This window comes from Bradyrhizobium ontarionense, from assembly GCF_021088345.1.
Classification (GTDB): Bacteria; Pseudomonadota; Alphaproteobacteria; order Rhizobiales; family Xanthobacteraceae; genus Bradyrhizobium; species Bradyrhizobium ontarionense.
Window position 1 is genome coordinate 6,971,350 of record NZ_CP088156.1, and the last position, 16,122, is coordinate 6,987,471.

The 16,122-nt window shown below is 65.2% G+C and carries 14 protein-coding genes; 4 read left to right on the plus strand and 10 right to left on the minus strand.

Going from position 1 to position 16,122, the window contains the following annotated elements; translation table 11 throughout:
• Window positions 1–257: 257 nt before the first annotated feature.
• A complete protein-coding gene (locus LQG66_RS30420; RefSeq protein WP_231319515.1) occupies window positions 258–2,030 on the minus strand; it encodes an ABC transporter ATP-binding protein/permease in 1,773 nt (590 codons plus the stop codon).
• Window positions 2,031–2,350: 320 nt separating this feature from the next.
• On the opposite strand from LQG66_RS30420, the gene LQG66_RS30425 reads away from it, so the two are divergent.
• The gene (locus LQG66_RS30425; protein ID WP_231319516.1) at window positions 2,351–4,015 is read left to right on the plus strand and encodes an L-lactate permease; all 1,665 of its coding nucleotides are present in this window, start codon (window positions 2,351–2,353) and stop codon (window positions 4,013–4,015) included.
• A 197-nt stretch (window positions 4,016–4,212) separates the two neighbouring features.
• Window positions 4,213–4,575 carry an META domain-containing protein gene (locus LQG66_RS30430; protein WP_231328008.1) on the plus strand — a complete coding sequence of 121 codons (363 nt, stop codon included), beginning with the start codon at window positions 4,213–4,215 and terminating at the stop codon, window positions 4,573–4,575.
• 45 nt (window positions 4,576–4,620) lie between these two features.
• On the opposite strand, the gene LQG66_RS30435 is transcribed toward LQG66_RS30430, so the two are convergent.
• The 3 genes from LQG66_RS30435 to groES form a co-directional block, all read right to left on the minus strand.
• Complete coding sequence (locus LQG66_RS30435; protein WP_231319517.1) at window positions 4,621–5,814, minus strand: hypothetical protein; 1,194 nt, start codon at window positions 5,812–5,814, stop codon at window positions 4,621–4,623.
• 141 nt (window positions 5,815–5,955) lie between these two features.
• Window positions 5,956–7,602 (minus strand): chaperonin GroEL, encoded by a 1,647-nt coding sequence (groL, locus tag LQG66_RS30440; RefSeq protein WP_231319518.1) that lies wholly within the window; start codon window positions 7,600–7,602, stop codon window positions 5,956–5,958.
• Between the two features lie 120 nt (window positions 7,603–7,722).
• Window positions 7,723–8,019 (minus strand): co-chaperone GroES, encoded by a 297-nt coding sequence (gene groES, locus LQG66_RS30445; RefSeq protein ID WP_231319519.1) that lies wholly within the window; start codon window positions 8,017–8,019, stop codon window positions 7,723–7,725.
• Window positions 8,020–8,347: 328 nt separating this feature from the next.
• Between groES and LQG66_RS30450 the strand changes: the two genes are divergently transcribed.
• Window positions 8,348–8,854, plus strand: a complete 507-nt coding sequence (locus LQG66_RS30450; protein WP_231319520.1) for a hypothetical protein — start codon at window positions 8,348–8,350, stop codon at window positions 8,852–8,854.
• Between the two features lie 160 nt (window positions 8,855–9,014).
• Here LQG66_RS30450 and LQG66_RS30455 read toward each other — a convergent pair whose 3' ends face one another.
• Window positions 9,015–9,794, minus strand: coding sequence for a protein phosphatase CheZ (locus LQG66_RS30455; RefSeq protein ID WP_231319521.1), 780 nt, complete (start codon window positions 9,792–9,794; stop codon window positions 9,015–9,017).
• A gap of 308 nt (window positions 9,795–10,102) precedes the next feature.
• On the opposite strand from LQG66_RS30455, the gene LQG66_RS30460 reads away from it, so the two are divergent.
• The gene (locus LQG66_RS30460) at window positions 10,103–10,891 is read left to right on the plus strand and encodes a L,D-transpeptidase (protein WP_231319522.1); all 789 of its coding nucleotides are present in this window, start codon (window positions 10,103–10,105) and stop codon (window positions 10,889–10,891) included.
• A gap of 90 nt (window positions 10,892–10,981) precedes the next feature.
• On the opposite strand, the gene LQG66_RS30465 is transcribed toward LQG66_RS30460, so the two are convergent.
• The 5 genes from LQG66_RS30465 to LQG66_RS30485 all read right to left on the minus strand — a co-directional run bounded on the left by LQG66_RS30465 (window position 10,982) and on the right by LQG66_RS30485 (window position 16,073).
• Complete coding sequence (locus LQG66_RS30465; protein WP_231319523.1) at window positions 10,982–11,776, minus strand: DUF2076 domain-containing protein; 795 nt, start codon at window positions 11,774–11,776, stop codon at window positions 10,982–10,984.
• A gap of 209 nt (window positions 11,777–11,985) precedes the next feature.
• Window positions 11,986–12,828 carry a ChbG/HpnK family deacetylase gene (locus LQG66_RS30470; RefSeq protein ID WP_231319524.1) on the minus strand — a complete coding sequence of 281 codons (843 nt, stop codon included), beginning with the start codon at window positions 12,826–12,828 and terminating at the stop codon, window positions 11,986–11,988.
• Window positions 12,825–13,868, minus strand: a complete 1,044-nt coding sequence (locus LQG66_RS30475; protein WP_231319525.1) for a glycosyltransferase family 2 protein — start codon at window positions 13,866–13,868, stop codon at window positions 12,825–12,827. Before LQG66_RS30475 ends, LQG66_RS30470 begins: the two co-directional genes overlap by 4 nt.
• Before the next feature lie 70 nt (window positions 13,869–13,938).
• Complete coding sequence (hisG, locus tag LQG66_RS30480) at window positions 13,939–14,916, minus strand: ATP phosphoribosyltransferase (RefSeq protein WP_231319526.1); 978 nt, start codon at window positions 14,914–14,916, stop codon at window positions 13,939–13,941.
• On the minus strand, window positions 14,913–16,073 hold the full coding sequence (locus LQG66_RS30485) for an ATP phosphoribosyltransferase regulatory subunit (protein ID WP_231319527.1): 1,161 nt from the start codon (window positions 16,071–16,073) through the stop codon (window positions 14,913–14,915). Before LQG66_RS30485 ends, hisG begins: the two co-directional genes overlap by 4 nt.
• Window positions 16,074–16,122 lie beyond the last annotated feature (49 nt).

The following is a 16,122-nucleotide window of genomic DNA, read 5'->3' on the forward strand; positions in this document are numbered from 1 at the left end:
TCGGCGGCAAGGTCGAAGCTCGGGGTTTCCGGATCATCTGGCGGCCGCGATCCGAGGCCCGATTGGCCAGACGGATTTTGCTGACCGTTGCCGGCCCAGCGGCTGGTGCAGATGCGCGCTGGTGGTCATTCCCCCATCAGCCAGCGCGGCGCGGGCCACGCGTCGGCAAGGGCTGAATAAGGCTCTTGCCCGGGCGCTCCGGAGACAGAGGCGCGCAAAGCGTATCCGTCTCTCCCGGGGAGGCGGCTGCGCTCCGCTCAGCTGCCACCGCTGCCCGCGGCGGCGTCCGCGGCGGCGGCCTGGTCCGTTGGCCGCAACGAGAACCGGTCGCCGTCCCGGATCAGCTCCACCCTGCGATCGTGAAATGCGTGCAAGGTCGACCGGTGGCCGATCGAGACGATGGTGGTCTCGGGCAGCTGCTCCGCGATGACCCGGTAGAGTCTTGCCTCGCTCGGCTCGTCCAGCGATGCCGTGGCCTCATCGAGAAAGAGATATTGCGGCCGATGCAGCAGCGCGCGGGCGATGCCAAGCCGCTGCTGCTCGCCGAGCGACAGCATCCGGTTCCAGTGCGCCTCCTCGCCGAGCCGGTCCGCCAATTGCGGCAGACCCACGGCTGTGAGCGCGTCCTTGACCTTGTCGGATGTGAACGTGTCGGGTTCGGCGGGATAGCCGATCGCAGCCTTCAGCGTGCCGATCGGGAAATAGGGCCGTTGCGGCAGCATCATCAGCTTGGTGTGCGCTGGCACGCTGATCGAGCCGCTGCCGAACGGCCACACGCCGGCGATCGCGCGGAACAGGGTCGACTTGCCCGCACCGGATGGACCGGTCACCAGGGTGCTTTCATTGCCGCTGATGCTGAAGCCGTCTGCCGCGATCAGCGGCAGGCCGTTGGGCAGCTTCAGGAGCAGCTGGGCCAGGTCGATGCTGTCCTTGTCGGCGACGTGGACGACATCGACCGTATGCGGCTGGCTGGCCAGCGTAGCGGCACTCTCGATCGATCTCTCGAAACCATCGAGACGGGCGACGACGGCGCGCCAGTCGGCGAGCGTGCGATAGGCCGTCACGAAGAATGACAAGGCCCCCTGCACGCTCGAAAATGCCGAGGCGGTCTGCATCATGCCGCCCATGGGAATCATCTTGGCGAAATAGGCTGGAGCGACCAGGATGTACGGAAAGATCACCGCAGCCTGCGAATAGCTTTGCGTGAATGCCGTGAGCCGCTTGGTGCGGCTCATGATCTGGTACCAGTTTCCGATGACGCTGCCGAAGCGGTCGAGCAGCCGCCCACGCTCGGCGCCTTCGCCGCGGAGCAGAGCGATCTGCTCGGAGTTTTCGCGCGTGCGAACCAGGTTGAAGCGGAAATCGGCCTCGAAGCGCTGTTGCTGGAACGACAGATCGACCAGCGGTGATCCGATCCAATGGGTCAGCGCGGTGCCGAAGATCGCGTAGATCAGGGCGCCCCAGACCAGATAGCCCGGGATCGGCAGTTCCTTGCCCAAGATGATCAAGGGCGCGGACTCAGAGAGCCCCCAGAGGATCACGACAAAGGAGGCCAAGGTCACGATCTGGCCCAGCAGACCGATCGTGAGGCTCAGTGTATTTTGGACGAACATCTGAATATCTTCGGCGATGCGCTGGTCCGGGTTGTCGGCCGCGTCGCCCGTGAGCTGCATCCGGTAGTGGTTGGCTTGGTCGAGCCACGTTTCGAGATAGTGCTGCGTCATCCAGTTGCGCCAGCGGATCTGCAGCCACTGATTGAGGTAGAGCTGATAGACCGCCAGCAAGACGGCGGCCGTCGCCAGAACGACGAACACGCCGATTTCCCAGACAAAAACGTCCCAGCTGTATTCCTGCAGCGCGTTGAAGAATCGATTCTGCCATTTGTTGACGAGGACATCGATCGCGACGAGGGCGAGCTGGATCGCGATCACAGCGGCGAGCAGTGTGCGACCGGCGACCTTGTCCTCGGAGCGGAAGTAGGGAATGGCGATCCGCCAGACGATGGCGACGGTCGAGCGCAGATTGTTCACAGAAAGGCTGCTCCTGAGCAAAGGGCTTAACAGGCTGAACTGAAACGAGATTTTCTCAGTCTCGATCGTCTGCCTAGACTAAAGTCGTAACCTGCCCGGCGACCACCGGCTTGTCGGTCGCCTGTGGCAAACCGTAGCATGCGGCCGGGGAGAGGGACCGCGGCCGCTGCCAGATTTCGCGAGAATTTGAGCAGAGTTTGGCATTGCCGGTTTTGTGATCTCGTTTTCCGACCGTTTTGTCCGGTCCGATCGCGGCAAACAGGCCTGATCCGACCCGCCGGACCGGGTCCAACAACAAGAACGTGGGGGGAGAAGTCACAATGTGGAATCAAATCTACGACCCGTTGGGGAACCCGGCGCTGTCGACGCTTGCCGCCGCCGTCCCCGTGGTGACGCTGCTGGTCCTGATCGCCAGCGGCAAGGTGAAGGCGCATATCGCGGCAATCGTCGCGGTCATCCTGACCAACCTGATCACGATCTTCATCTTCACGATGCCGGCCAACATGTCGTTGCGCGCGACACTGCTCGGCGTCGTGACCGGCTTCTTCCCGATCGGCTGGATCGTGCTGAACGTGATCTTCCTGTATCAGGTCACGGTCTCGACCGGACGGTTCGAGCTGCTGAAGCGCGCCATCGGTGGCGTCACCGAAGACCGCCGCCTGCAGCTCCTGCTGGTCGCGTTCTCCTTCGGCGCCTTCTTCGAAGGCGCGTCCGGCTTCGGCACGCCGGTGGCGATCACCGGCGCCGTGCTGATCGGCCTCGGCTTCTCGCCGCTCGCGGCGTCAGGCCTGTCGCTGATCGCCAACACCGCGCCGGTCGCCTATGGCGCGCTCGGCACGCCGATCCAGGGCCTTGCCTCGGTGACCGGCATCGATCCCTATATCCTCGGTGCGATGGTCGGTCGCCAGCTGCCGGTGTTCTCGCTGATCGTGCCGTTCTGGGTGGTGTGGGCGTTCGCGGGCTGGAAGGGCATGAAGGACGTCTGGCCGGCGGTCCTGGTCACGGGGATCTCGTTCGCGGTCCCGCAATTCCTGATCTCGAACTACATCAATCCCTGGATCGTCGACATCGGCGCCTCGCTGATCTCGATGGGCGCGCTGATCCTGTTCCTGCGGGTCTGGCAGCCAAGGCAGCTATGGCTGTCGCCGGCGTTGCGGAGCCGGGACGATTCGGCGGCCACCATGGCGGTGCAGAAGCCGATGGACCGGACGCCGCTGACGCAGGGCGAGCTGTGGGGCGCGCTGCTGCCGTGGATCATCGTCTGCATCATCATGCTGATCTGGGGCAGCGGCGCTTTCAAGAGCTGGGCGAACGCGATCTTCACCTGGAGCTATCCGGTGCCTGAGCTCGACAAGATGATCAACAAGGTGCCGCCGGTGGCCGCGAAGGCGACGCCGGAGGGCGCGGTGTTCTCGTTCACCTATCTGACCTTCACCGGCACCGGCATGCTGATCGCGGCGATCATCTCCGGCTTCCTGATGGGGGTGGGTCCGGGCAAACTGATCGCCGAATATGGCCGCACCATCCGCCTGTGCGCGGTCTCGCTGATCACGATCTCGGCGATGCTGGCGATCGGCACGCTGACCCGGTTGTCCGGTGTCGACGCCACGCTCGGTCTCGCCTTCGCCGCCACCGGTGTGCTCTATCCCTTCTTCGGCACCTTGCTCGGTTGGCTGGGTGTCGCGCTGACGGGATCGGACACGGCCTCCAACGTGCTGTTCGGCAACCTGCAGAAGATCACATCCGAGCAGCTCGGCCTGTCGCCGGTCTTGATGGCGGCGGCCAATTCCTCCGGCGGCGTCATGGGCAAGATGATCGATGCGCAATCGATCGTGGTCGCCTCGACCGCCACCAACTGGTACGGCCATGAGAGCTCGATTCTGCGCTACGTCTTCCTGCACTCGATCGTGCTCGCCTGTCTGGTCGGCCTGTTCGTGACCCTGCAGGCCTATGTCTATCCGTTCACGGCGATGGTGCTGAAGTAGAGACACTGCTGCGCCAAAATCCCCGCGTCGCAGTCGCGATGCGGGGATTGCTATGTTTGGGTCACATTTGTGCGGGAGCCGTGCTTGCGTTCAACCAGCGGATCGCCTGGAAGGCGAGCCCCGCGCGCGGTGATATGTCGAGAGGAATGATGCGAGTAGTGAAGCGTGCCTTCGCCGGTCTGGCGGCGGCCTTGTTGATGTCCGGCGCTCAGCCCGGCATGGCCCTTGCGGATGATGGCTTTCCGTTCGGGATGGAGATGACGCTCGATGCGCTGCCGCAGCCGGGCTCGAAGCGGGTCCCGGATCTGGACATCGGCGACCACGGCGAGACCGTGCTCGAGCTGTGGTGCAAGGGCGGGAAGGGCCAGTTCTCGGTGGCCGGCAATAGCATCGTCTTCATCGCCGGCCAGATCGAGGACCGCAATTGTCCGGCCGCGCGGGCCCAGGCCGATGATGAATTGATCGCGGCACTGAGCGCGGTCACGAACTGGAAGCGCCAGGGGGACCTGATCATCTTCATCGGACCGAAGACGCTGCGCTTCCGGCTCAACACCAATTAAGCAAGACGGCGCACGCCGCGGCGGCGTGCGCCCGATACCGTCGACCTACTTCCAGACCGAATTGTCCGCATCCCAGCGCTTGGCCTTCAAGGCCTTCGCCAGTTCGTCGATGGCGCCGCCATCGTCGCGCGTATCGCTTTCCTCGTCGCTTGCGGATTCTTCCGACAGCATCAGCTTGGCACCGGACGATTCGTCGATGGTGGTCGTCGTCGGGCTGCTGATCCACAGCATCAGCGCGTCGGCTCCGCCCGGCTTGTCCGCCGAGACGAGCCCGCTGACCTCGATGACGTCGGTGAGGTCGAGGCCGGGCATCAGCTGGCTCGGCCGCTTCAAGGTCAGCTTGAGCTTGCCCGTCACCGGGTTCCAGACAGCACCAGTTGCCTTGGCGCCGTAGGTCCGTGCCAGCACGTCCGAGATCGCGCCCGTGAGCTTGTCCCTGTTGAGCTTGTCGCCATCCCGCCAGTCGGCGGCCGAAAGGCGGATGGTGCGGTCCATCTCGACCGTGCCCGCGGTCCAGCCGGCCGTCACGACGCCGTTCATGGTCCGCGCCTTCGCGATCAATGCGCCGGCACGCTCGGGGTCGACCGTCATGCTGATGGTCTGTTCGCCCGCGCGCAGGGCGTCGCAGGTCACGATCAGGCTCGCGAGCGACACTTCGACGTCCTGGCCCTTCAGGCTCTTGAGGAAGTCGAGCACCGCGTCGAGCTTAAGGCGCACCGAGACGGCTTCGGGGGAGACGTCGGTGAAATCCTTGGGCTGCGCGCTGATGCCGTCGTCGGTCGACTGGCTCTCCAGGAACTCCTTCTCGCTGACGTCGGAATTGTCCGTCGACGCCACCTCGGTGACGCTCTTGCCGATGGTGATCTGGCCGCGGAACTCGAACGTGTCGCCGGTCGGCTTGCGGTTCAGCTTCACCGAGACCGGCTCCTTGGCGCCATTGCTCTGGCTGGTTCCGGTCAGCGTCTGCCCGTTGACAGCGAGGGGGACGACGAAGCGGTCCTTGCGGTCCGAATTCTTGGTGACGGGGTAGCAGACGTCGAGGGTCGCCGCGGTGACGGTCTTGCCTTGGCGTGTCTCCTTCAGGATCACGTCGGCGTTGCCGTCCATCAGTCCATCGATCGCGGTGAAATATCGCGTCTCGTTGGCTGGAGCGGCCTTGCTCCCGCTCTTGGCCTGGGCCCAACCGAGTTCCGGCGAGGCCGCTGCAATCACGGCCAGGGCAACCAAAATCGAACGCATCTGAAAATCCTTGTAGGAGGCGGAATCGGCCTTACCTCTACCGCCGATTTGCGATCGCTGCACCCCTGTCGGGAAGGTCGGCCAAAAAGAAGGCCGCCCGGAGGCGGCCTTCCTGAATGCTTGAGGTCGGGCGCGACGGGCTCAGAAGCCCATGCCGCCCATGCCCCCCATGCCGCCGCCACCACCCGGCATCGCCGGAGCAGCGTCCTTCGGCAGCTCGGCGACCATCGCCTCGGTCGTCACCAGCAGGCCGGCCACCGACGAGGCGTCCTGCAGCGCGGTGCGGACGACCTTGGCGGGGTCGATGATGCCCTTGGCGACCATGTCGACATAGTCCTCGGTCTGGGCGTCGAAGCCGAAGGTCTCGGACTTCTCGTCGAGGATCTTGCCGACCACGATCGAGCCCTCGACGCCGGCGTTCTCGGAGATCTGGCGAACCGGAGCCTCGAGCGCCTTAAGCACGATGTTGATGCCGGCCTGGACGTCCGAGTTGGCGTTGGTGATGCGGCCGACCGCCTTCTTGGCGCGCAGCAGGGCGACGCCGCCGCCGGGGACGATGCCTTCCTGCACCGCGGCGCGGGTCGCGTTGAGGGCGTCCTCGACGCGGTCCTTCTTCTCCTTGACCTCGATCTCGGTCGCGCCGCCGACGCGGATCACCGCGACGCCGCCGGCGAGCTTGGCCAGACGCTCCTGCAGCTTCTCACGGTCGTAGTCCGAGGAGGTCTCCTCGATCTGCGCCTTGATCTGGCCGACGCGCGCCTCGATGTCGGCCTTCTTGCCGGCGCCGTTGACGATCGTGGTGTTCTCCTTGTCGATGACGACCTTCTTGGCGCGGCCGAGCATCTTCACCGTGACGTTCTCGAGCTTCATGCCGAGATCTTCCGAGATCAGCTGACCGCCGGTCAGGATCGCGATGTCCTCGAGCATGGCCTTGCGGCGATCACCGAAGCCCGGCGCCTTGACGGCGGCGACCTTGAGGCCGCCGCGCAGGCGGTTGACGACCAGCGTGGCGAGCGCCTCGCCCTCGACGTCCTCGGCGATGATCAGCAGCGGACGGCCCGACTGCACCACGGCTTCGAGCACCGGCAGCATGGCCTGCAGGCCGGACAGCTTCTTCTCGTGCAGCAGCACGTAGACGTCGTCGAGCTCGGCGGTCATCTTCTCGGCGTTGGTGATGAAGTAGGGCGAGAGATAGCCGCGGTCGAACTTCATGCCTTCGACGATGTCGACCTCGGTCTCGAGCGACTTGTTCTCCTCGACCGTGATCACGCCCTCGTTGCCGACCTTCTGCATCGCCTGGGCGATCATCTTGCCGATCGCGGCGTCGCCATTGGCGGAGATGGTGCCGACCTGGGCCACTTCGGAGGACGAGGCCACCGGCTTGGCGCGCTTCTCGATGTCCTTGATCACGGCGGCGACCGCGATGTCGATGCCGCGCTTGAGGTCCATCGGGTTCATGCCGGCGGCAACGGCCTTGGCGCCCTCGCGCACGATGGCCTGGGCCAGCACGGTCGCGGTGGTGGTGCCGTCGCCCGCGGTGTCGTTGGTCTTGGAGGCGACCTCGCGCAGCATCTGCGCGCCCATGTTCTCGAACTTGTCCTCCAGCTCGATCTCCTTGGCGACGGTGACGCCGTCCTTGGTGATGCGCGGAGCGCCGAAGCTCTTCTCGATGACGACGTGACGGCCCTTCGGACCGAGCGTCACCTTGACGGCGTTGGCGAGAATGTCGACGCCGCGCAACATGCGGTCGCGCGCGTCGCCGGCGAATTTGACGTCCTTGGCTGCCATTTCAAAACTCTCCTGGAGTGGACCTCGACGGCCAGGGGCGTGATCGCCTGCCTGTCGCCTGAACGAGGTTGCAAAGTGCTAGTCGCCCGGGGCGGCTCGTGCCGCCCTGGGCGGTTCGGATCAGGCGACCACGCCCATGATGTCGGACTCCTTCATGATCAGGAGCTCATCGCCGTCGAGCTTGACCTCGGTTCCGGACCACTTGCCGAACAGCACGCGGTCGCCGACCTTGACGTCGATCGGGATCAGCTTGCCGCTCTCGTCGCGGCCGCCCGGGCCCACGGCGACGACTTCGCCCTGCGAGGGCTTTTCCTTGGCGGAGTCGGGAATGATGATGCCGCCCTTGGTCTTCTCTTCGGCGTCGATGCGCTTAACCACGACGCGATCGTGCAGGGGACGAAACTTCGATTTAGCCATGACGGATCCCTTTGGGGGTGCTTCGATAGGTTGCTGTCGGAGGAAATCTGAATCCGGCCACATTTGGCGCCCACGTGGCGCCAACTGACTCGCGGCCTTAGCAATCATGCCCTCCGAGTGCTAAAGACCGCTGCCGGAAATATGGCTTGCCGCCGATCCTGTCAAGCAAAGGCCGGCGGTTAAGCCCTTCTTGAGGCTGTTAGGGGATGTTGTACCGGGCCAGACATGTTAGTGGAGCGGCGTCGTCATCCGACGTCGTTGCTCTGACGCGCGTTTTGCGCTTGGTTGCCGGACGGGGCAGCCATGATCTTGTTCCTAAGGGGATGCCATGACGAGTTCACGGTGCGCGCGGCCCGTTACCAATCTCGGTATCGCGTCGGCGCTCACGATGTTTCTGGGAGCGTGCACGGGTTTCAGCCTGTCGCCGTCGGCCCCTTCGCAGCCCGAGATGGCCGTCGAGCCCGAGCGGCCGGCGACGATTCGCTCCGATGAGCTGGTCGGCAAGTGGGGGCTCGCCTCCTACCAGAATCCGAACGACCGCACGCGCACAGAGAAGATGGCTTTGGCGCAGTGCAAACAGCCCTACACCATCGGAGCCGGCACGGCGGGCGGCGTGGTGATGCATCTGGCCGACCAGGCGACGCCTCAGGAATTGCGGCTGAAGGGCTCGGCCAGCGGCAAGAACTATATCGGTCCCGAAGGCCCGGCCGGCGGCGAACAGGATCGCGAGGTCGTCTCCTTCGATGGCCGGGTCCTGATCACCCGCTTCATCGACAAGGACGCCGGCACCCGCTACGGCAACATGGTCTACGTCCGCTGCGGCCCCCGGGCCTGAGGACGATCCGCGTCGGCCGAACCAGGCCGACCAAACCAATATGCCTGAAATGAAAAACGCCGGCGGTCCGCCGGCGTTTTTGTTGGGAGTGTCTTCGTTGGGACGTGGTCCGGCCAAGCTTTCTGCCTAGCGGGGTCATGCGATTCCGGTCGAGAAATTCTCAGTTGAACATCGCGTCGATGTCGTCCTGCGAGGCGTGGCCGACTTCGCCGTCGGCCTTCGGGCCGTTCAGCAGCTTGGCATCGCCCTCGCGATGGTCGACGATCGGCGGCACATGCGCCTTGATGGCGTCGACGCCGCCCCAGATGTCCATCATCACCACGATGTGGTGCTCGATGAACTTCATGGTGGTCATGACCTTGTTGATGCGCTGGCCGGTCAGGTCCTGGAAGTTGCAGGCCTCGAAGATCGAGACCACACGCTCCTGGATCTCTTCGCTCAGGATCTTCTGCTGCTCCGCCGAGTCGACCTTGCCGAGTGCACTCGCGGCATTGTCGATCGCTTCGGCGGCCTCCAGGATCTGCTGGGTCGCCTGCTCGGTGCCGCCGACGACCGCGCCGAGCTCGCCGTTGACCTTGGCCATCTCCTCGCCGTTGAAGCTCTTGGCGTGGAGCGTCGCGATCTCGCCCTTGGTGCGGTTGATCGCGTCGTGGATCAGGTCGAGCTCGACCTTGAGCTTTTCACACTGCTCGATCTGGGCGCGATAGGTCTCGAGCAGCGCGCGCGCTTCGGCGACCTCCCGTGCGGCGGACTCTTCGATGGCGACGTTGGCGGAACCGTTACCACCGTTGCGGATGGCGTTGCCCATCTGGGAGCGGATTGCGCGGAGCTCGTCCATGATTTCCTTGTGATGAGGGCCGATTTCGCCGCCCATCATTTCGGGCTCCGGCATATGGCCGACGATAGCTTCTTCGATACGGAAACGCTTGCGGACCGACATGAGAGTATCCCTGACCTTTTACTGAGGTCAGTTCTACGCGGAGGCTATTTAACATCACGTTCACGCCAGGAACCGGACTTGCGCAACGCCAGCGTGTGACGTGCACCACCGATTAACCATGGGCCTGCGCCCTTCACGCAAAATAAACGCTAGCGATCAAATCGGCCGTGATCTGCAGCGATGGTGAATCCGGGCAGGCGCTCTGTTTACCAAAGCGATCGGGTTTTGCTCTCTATTGACGATACGCGGCGGCTTCGGATGCCTCGTGCGATGAGCAGTCACCAGACGAAACAGTACAGAGTACGTCGATGTTCAAATCATTCTCCACGGCGCTGCTGGCCAGCGCATGCGTCTATGCAGGTCTGGATCGCGCGGCGGCCCAGGGATTTCAGCAGCCGACCGTGATCTATAGCGGTCCGCCGCAGCAGAGCGCGCCGGTGCGCGCGGCCTATGTCGAACGTTCGCGCATGGGCGGCGGCTTCATCGAATTCCTGTTCGGTGATCGGCAGGGCGGCCGAGGCGCTCTTCCGCCGGGCCAGCCGATGTATCAGCAGCAGCCGTCCTCCTATGAGCCGCAACGTCCGGGAATGCCCGGTATGGCGCCACAGCAGGCGCCGGACGAGGAGGCCTATGAGCAGACGCAACATCCGCTCGATCCGAAATACGAGAAACAGATCGTTGACTATGATGGCAGGGAAAGGCCCGGCACGATCGTCATCGATACACCGAACAAGTTCCTCTATCTGGTGCAGGGCGAGGGCAGGGCGCTGCGCTATGGTATCGGGGTCGGTCGCCCCGGCTTCACCTGGGCGGGCGTGAAGACGATCTCGGCCAAGCGCGAATGGCCCGACTGGACGCCGCCCGCAGAGATGCTCGCGCGCCGCCCCGATCTGCCGCGGCACATGGAGGGGGGGCCGGAAAATCCGCTCGGCGCGCGCGCAATGTATCTGGGCTCGTCGCTCTACCGGATCCACGGCTCGAACGAGCCATGGACGATCGGAACGAACGTCTCGTCGGGCTGCATCAGGATGCGCAACGAGGACGTCATCGACCTCTATGGGCGCGTGAACGTCGGTGCCAGGGTGATCGTGCTCTGACGACCAACGTTCTGATGGCAATCATCATGCAACAAGGCCGCCCCATCGGGCGGCCTTCGTAGTTCCGATCGTCGTTACGACGACGCTGCGTCACGCGTAGTCGCTGCCGCCATCGTCATTGCCGTCATCGGCATCGAAATCCGTCTCGTCACTGTCATTGCCGCCATCATCGGAGGAGGCCTGGTCGAACAGGCCGGTGCGACCGCCGCCGTCGCCGGAGCGGCCGATGTCGTCGAGCCCGGCATCGCGCGCAAGCGAGCCGCTGGACTGGTCGCTCCACGGACTGCCGCCGCCGCGCTCCTCAACGATCGTCGTGTCACCGAACGCCTGATGCTGGCCGCCGCCCATCATCGAGCGGATGCCGCCGAGCAGCAGCGAGCCGCCGACCATGCCGGCCGCGGCGGCTGCCGCCGTTCCCAGGAACGAGCCACCTCCGCCGCCGAACATGCCGCCGCGCGGCTGGCCAAAGCCGCCCTGATCATAGGGGCCGGGCTGGCTGGGATAGCCGGGCTGGCCCTGATAGGCCGGGGGCATGGCTTGGCCGCTGTTCCAGACCGGCCGGCTCGACGAAGGCGGAGGGACGTTGGGAACCGAGCCGCGGCTGCTGCTCGAGCCGAAGATGCTGTCACGCATCGAATCGAGGAAACCGCCGGACTGAGCCTGTTGCGCGCCTTGCGCGTGCTGCAGCTCCTCGATGCGGGCATTGGCGCGCTTCAGGGCCTCGTCCTGCACCAGCACCGTCTGCACCAGCGCGTAGACGGCATTCGGGGCGCGCTGCAGCGCCTGGGCGATCGCGGCAGCGGCCTCCGGATCACGCGGCGCACTCTCCAACGTGGCAAGCCGGTCGAACAGATCGTCGATGAGTTGGCGTTCTTGCGGTGTCATGTGGTTCTCCTGCCGCTTGCCTTGTTCCGGCGAAGCGCGGCCAAGATTTAGGGGGACTTTGTGGTCCGGCCAGTCGGGCCGCGGATTAAATTTCCGTATGCGACAAAGCGTCTATGGACTTGCGAAGCGCTTTCGACTGCACGCTACCTCCATTCAAGATGAAACGCCGTCAAATGGCGTTTTGTTCGTCGTTGGCGCGAAAGATCGGTTCAGGCGAGCGTCATCCGGCGGCGGTCCAGCAGAGCGGGAAAGTGCTCGCCGGCGAGATAGGCATGCTCATGCTCGCGTTGCACGGTCAAAGGATCGAGCTCGATGAGGACATCATCGACGAAGCCGGGATGGCACATCACGAGGCCGTGCTCGGGAAGCTCGTCCAGAAAGCCGTCCATCAGGCTTCCAAAGTCCGACGCCTTGGTGAAGTCGTAGGCGCCGGCGAAGCCGGGATTGAAGGCAATCTCGGCGCGCGTGGCGTAACGACGAAACTGCGCGCTGAGCACATCGAGCAGCAGCGCCTTCGGCGCCGTCAGCCGTTGCAGCAGCGGCAGGTTCCGGCCGCCCTGGCGGACCCAGGCCGAAGGCGCGGCTTCCTTCACGGCGGCGAGAAAGCCATCGCGCACCTGCGGATAGAGCTGCGCATGCTGATGGCCGTCGACGAAATCAGGCGCGCGGCCGAACAGCTCGCTGAACACCGCCAGCTGAACCATGACCTCGGCGCGGATCATGTCGGGATCAAGCCGGCGGGTCAGTCCGGCCCGGAGCAGTTTGGGAAAGGGCGGAAACATGCCACCCTCCGAGGGACGGAAATGCATTGTCAGCGGCCGGAACGGCGCGGTCAGCGTCACATGCAGGCCGATCGCGCAACGCGGACTATCGGCGGCGACCTTGGTCAGCTCCGCGACCTCGTCGCGCCCGATCGCCGTGCCCACGGTCATCACCGAGGTCGCATTCAAACGACCGCGCGCGATCAGGTCGCGAATGGCGCGATTGACCCCCGGACTGATGCCGTAGTCATCGGCGCACAGCCAGATGCGCCGGTGCGCCGTTTCGCTCATTCGGCGGCAGTCCTCTCGACGCCATCGTTGCGGGCCTCGACGGTGGCGCGCTTCTCGCTGTGCTCGGCAACGAAGTAGATCGGACGCGCCTTCAGCTCGGACAGGATCTTGCCGATATATTCGCCCATGATGCCGATCATGATCAGCTGCACACCGCCGATCGTCATCAGGCCGACCATCAGCGAGGGATAGCCGGGCACCGACTTGCCGGTGGTGAAGGTCTCCCACAGGATCGAGAGGCCGAACAGGAACGCCCCCGACGCCAGCAGGATGCCGAGCAGGCTGGCGAAGCGCAGCGGCGCGACCGAGAACGAGGTCAGGCCCTCGATCGACAGCCCGAGCAGGCTCGTCAGGTTGAAGGTCGTGACGCCATGGGCGCGCTGTGCGGGCTCATAGTCGACGCGGATCTGGCGAAAGCCGATCCAGCTCGCCAGTCCCTTGAAGAAGCGGTTGCGCTCGGGCAGTTGCCGTAGCGCGGCTACCGCGCGCGGCGACAGTAGACGGAAGTCGCCGGCATCCTCGGGGATCTTCTGGCGCGCGCCCCAGTTGATCAGGGCATAGAAGCCGTGAACCGCCACGCGGCGCAGGAACGGCTCGTTGTCGCGATGCGCCTTCGCGGTATAGACGACGTCGTAGCCGTCCTTGATCCAGTGCGTGACGAGCTGCTCGACCAGGGCCGGTGGATGCTGGCCGTCGCCGTCCATGAACAGCACGGCGCCGCGACGGGCATGATCGAGGCCCGCGATCAGCGCCGCCTCCTTGCCGAAATTGCGCGACAGCGACACCACCTGCACGTCGAGCGCATCGGCCTGCAGGGTGCGCGCGATCGCGAGCGTGTTGTCGCGGCTGCCGTCGTCGACATAGACGAGCTCGCAGGCGAGGCCGAAGCGTTGCCGCAAGCTGCGCGCCAGGCCGTTCAGCCGCTCGTGCAGCGCCGTCAGTCCCGCGCCCTCGTTGTAGACGGGGATAACGATCGACAGTCCCTGCGACGCGGCGTCGGCCGCAGTCGTGGTCAGATCCGACACGTCAGTACCCAGCATTGCTCAGCGTCCTCGTTCTCCTACCAACATATGGTAGTCTCATTCACCTGTCGCTACGATGAACGGCGATTTATGATCGCAGGAAGGCCTCGAGACGGGCAAACAGCGGATTCTCGCGGTCGAGCACGTAGTCGAGCGAGGCGACCGAGACGGTCTCGGCGCCGTGCGCGCGCAGGAAGCTGCCGAGCGCATAGATCTGCGCCGGCGGGCAGTGCAGGGTCAGCATGCCGGATGAGGTCGGGCCGCCGAACGGCGCCACGACGCCGAACCGATTGTGCGCTTCGGTCAGCATTGCTGCGTCGCACCCTTTGAATCTCGTGCGGACCTCGCGGTATTTGCTCGCACGGGCGCGGGCATGGATGTGATCGAGAATGATCCGGGCGCTCTCGCGCGGACCGTCCGACCAGTCGGCCTCGCGCGAGGCGACCAGATTGGCCTGGCTGCGCAGGATCACGCCGTCATCCAGCACCTTGAGGCCGTTGGCGGCCAGGGTCGAGCCCGTGCTGGTGATGTCGACGATCAGTTCGGCCGTGCCGACGGCGGGGGCGCCTTCGGTCGCTCCGGCGCTTTCGACGATGCGGTAATCGACGATGCCGTGGGCAGCGAAGAAGCTGCGCGTCAGGTTGATGTACTTGGTCGCGACGCGCATGCGCCTGTTGTGCTGGGCACGGAAGCCGGTCGTCACGTCGTCGAGATCGGCCATGGTGCGCACGTCGATCCAGGACTGCGGCACCGCGACCACGACGTTGGCGCCGCCGAAGCCGAGCGTGTCGATCAGGAGCACGCGCTTGTCGGCGTCGGTGATGCTCTCGCGCACCAGGTCCTCGCCGGTGACGCCGAGATGCACGGTGCCGCGCGCCAGTTGCGAGGCGATTTCACTCGCAGAAAGATAGGCGATCTCGACATTGTCGAGGCCTGCGATCGTGCCGCGATAGTCGCGCGCACCGCCCGGCTTGGACAAGGTCAGTCCGGCGCGGCCGAAGAATGCCTCCGCATTCTCCTGCAGACGTCCCTTGGATGGAACGGCGAGAACGAGGGGGCCGCTCATGATGCTCTCCCGCGCGAGGTCTTGCTGGCGCCGCCGCTCCGGGCGAGGCCCTCGATCCAGATCGAGAAGCCCACCGCGGGAATAGGCTCGGGAGCGCCGAGCTGGCTCAGCAGGCCGTCGTAACGGCCGCCTGCGACCAGCGGCTCGTCGCCATTGCCTTTGCGATGCAGCTCGAACTCGAAGCCGGTGTAGTAGTCGAGGCCGCGGCCGAAGCCGGTGGCGAAGCGCACCCGCCCGAGGTCGATGCCGCGCGCCGCCATGAAGCCGGTGCGGGCGTCGAGCGCGTCGATGGCAGCGGCGAGGTCGAGCTGGGCGTCGGCGGCGAGGGCGCGGAGCTGTTCGACTGATTCCGTCGGGCTGCCGCCGATCGCGAGGAAACGCTTGATCAGGTTGAGCGCGTCGCGCGGCAGCGCGCCGCCCTTCAAGGTGGATTGCTCCAGGAAGCGATCGGCGATCTCAGCCACTGTGCGGCCACCGACAACCGCGGCGCCCGCGATCGACATCAGGTCGGTGACGAGGGCGAGCGCCGCCTTGCGATCCGATCCGGCCAGCGCGGCGAGCACGCCTTCATATTCGTTGCGGGTTGCCGCCGAAGCGACCGCCAGCCGTTCCAGGTCCTGCTCCAGGGTGACCTTGCGGTTGAAATCCTTGATCAGCCGGCGCCGCCACACCGGATAGAGGTCGAGCGCATCGACCAGGGCGGTGAACAGTGCGACATCCCCGGTGCGGATATCGATCTCGTCCAGGCCGGCCGTCGCCGTGGCTTCGATCGCCAGCGCCAGCATCTCGGCATCGGCCGCCGGTCGATCCTTGCGGCCGAACGATTCGATTCCGGCCTGCAGGAACTCACTCGGACGGCTTCCTCGGTATCTAAACACCGGACCAAGATAACTGAACCCGGCCGCCTGACCGGCGCGGGCCGAGGCCAGGTAATCACAGGCGACGGGGATGGTCAGATCAGGCCGCAGACACAGCTCTTCGCCGTTGGCATCGGTGGTGAGGTACAGGCTCTTGCGCATGTCTTCCCCGGAGAGGTCCAGGAAAGGCTCAGCCGGCTGCAGGATGGCCGGCTCGGCGCGTTGATATCCGGCCTGGGCGAATGCCTGCAGCAGCGTGTCCGCCCACGCGGCGGGTCCGGTCGGAGCGGGTCCGGTCATGACGGTCCAAATTCCAAAATGGATCGAGCCCCCTGAGGGGGCGGCGGCT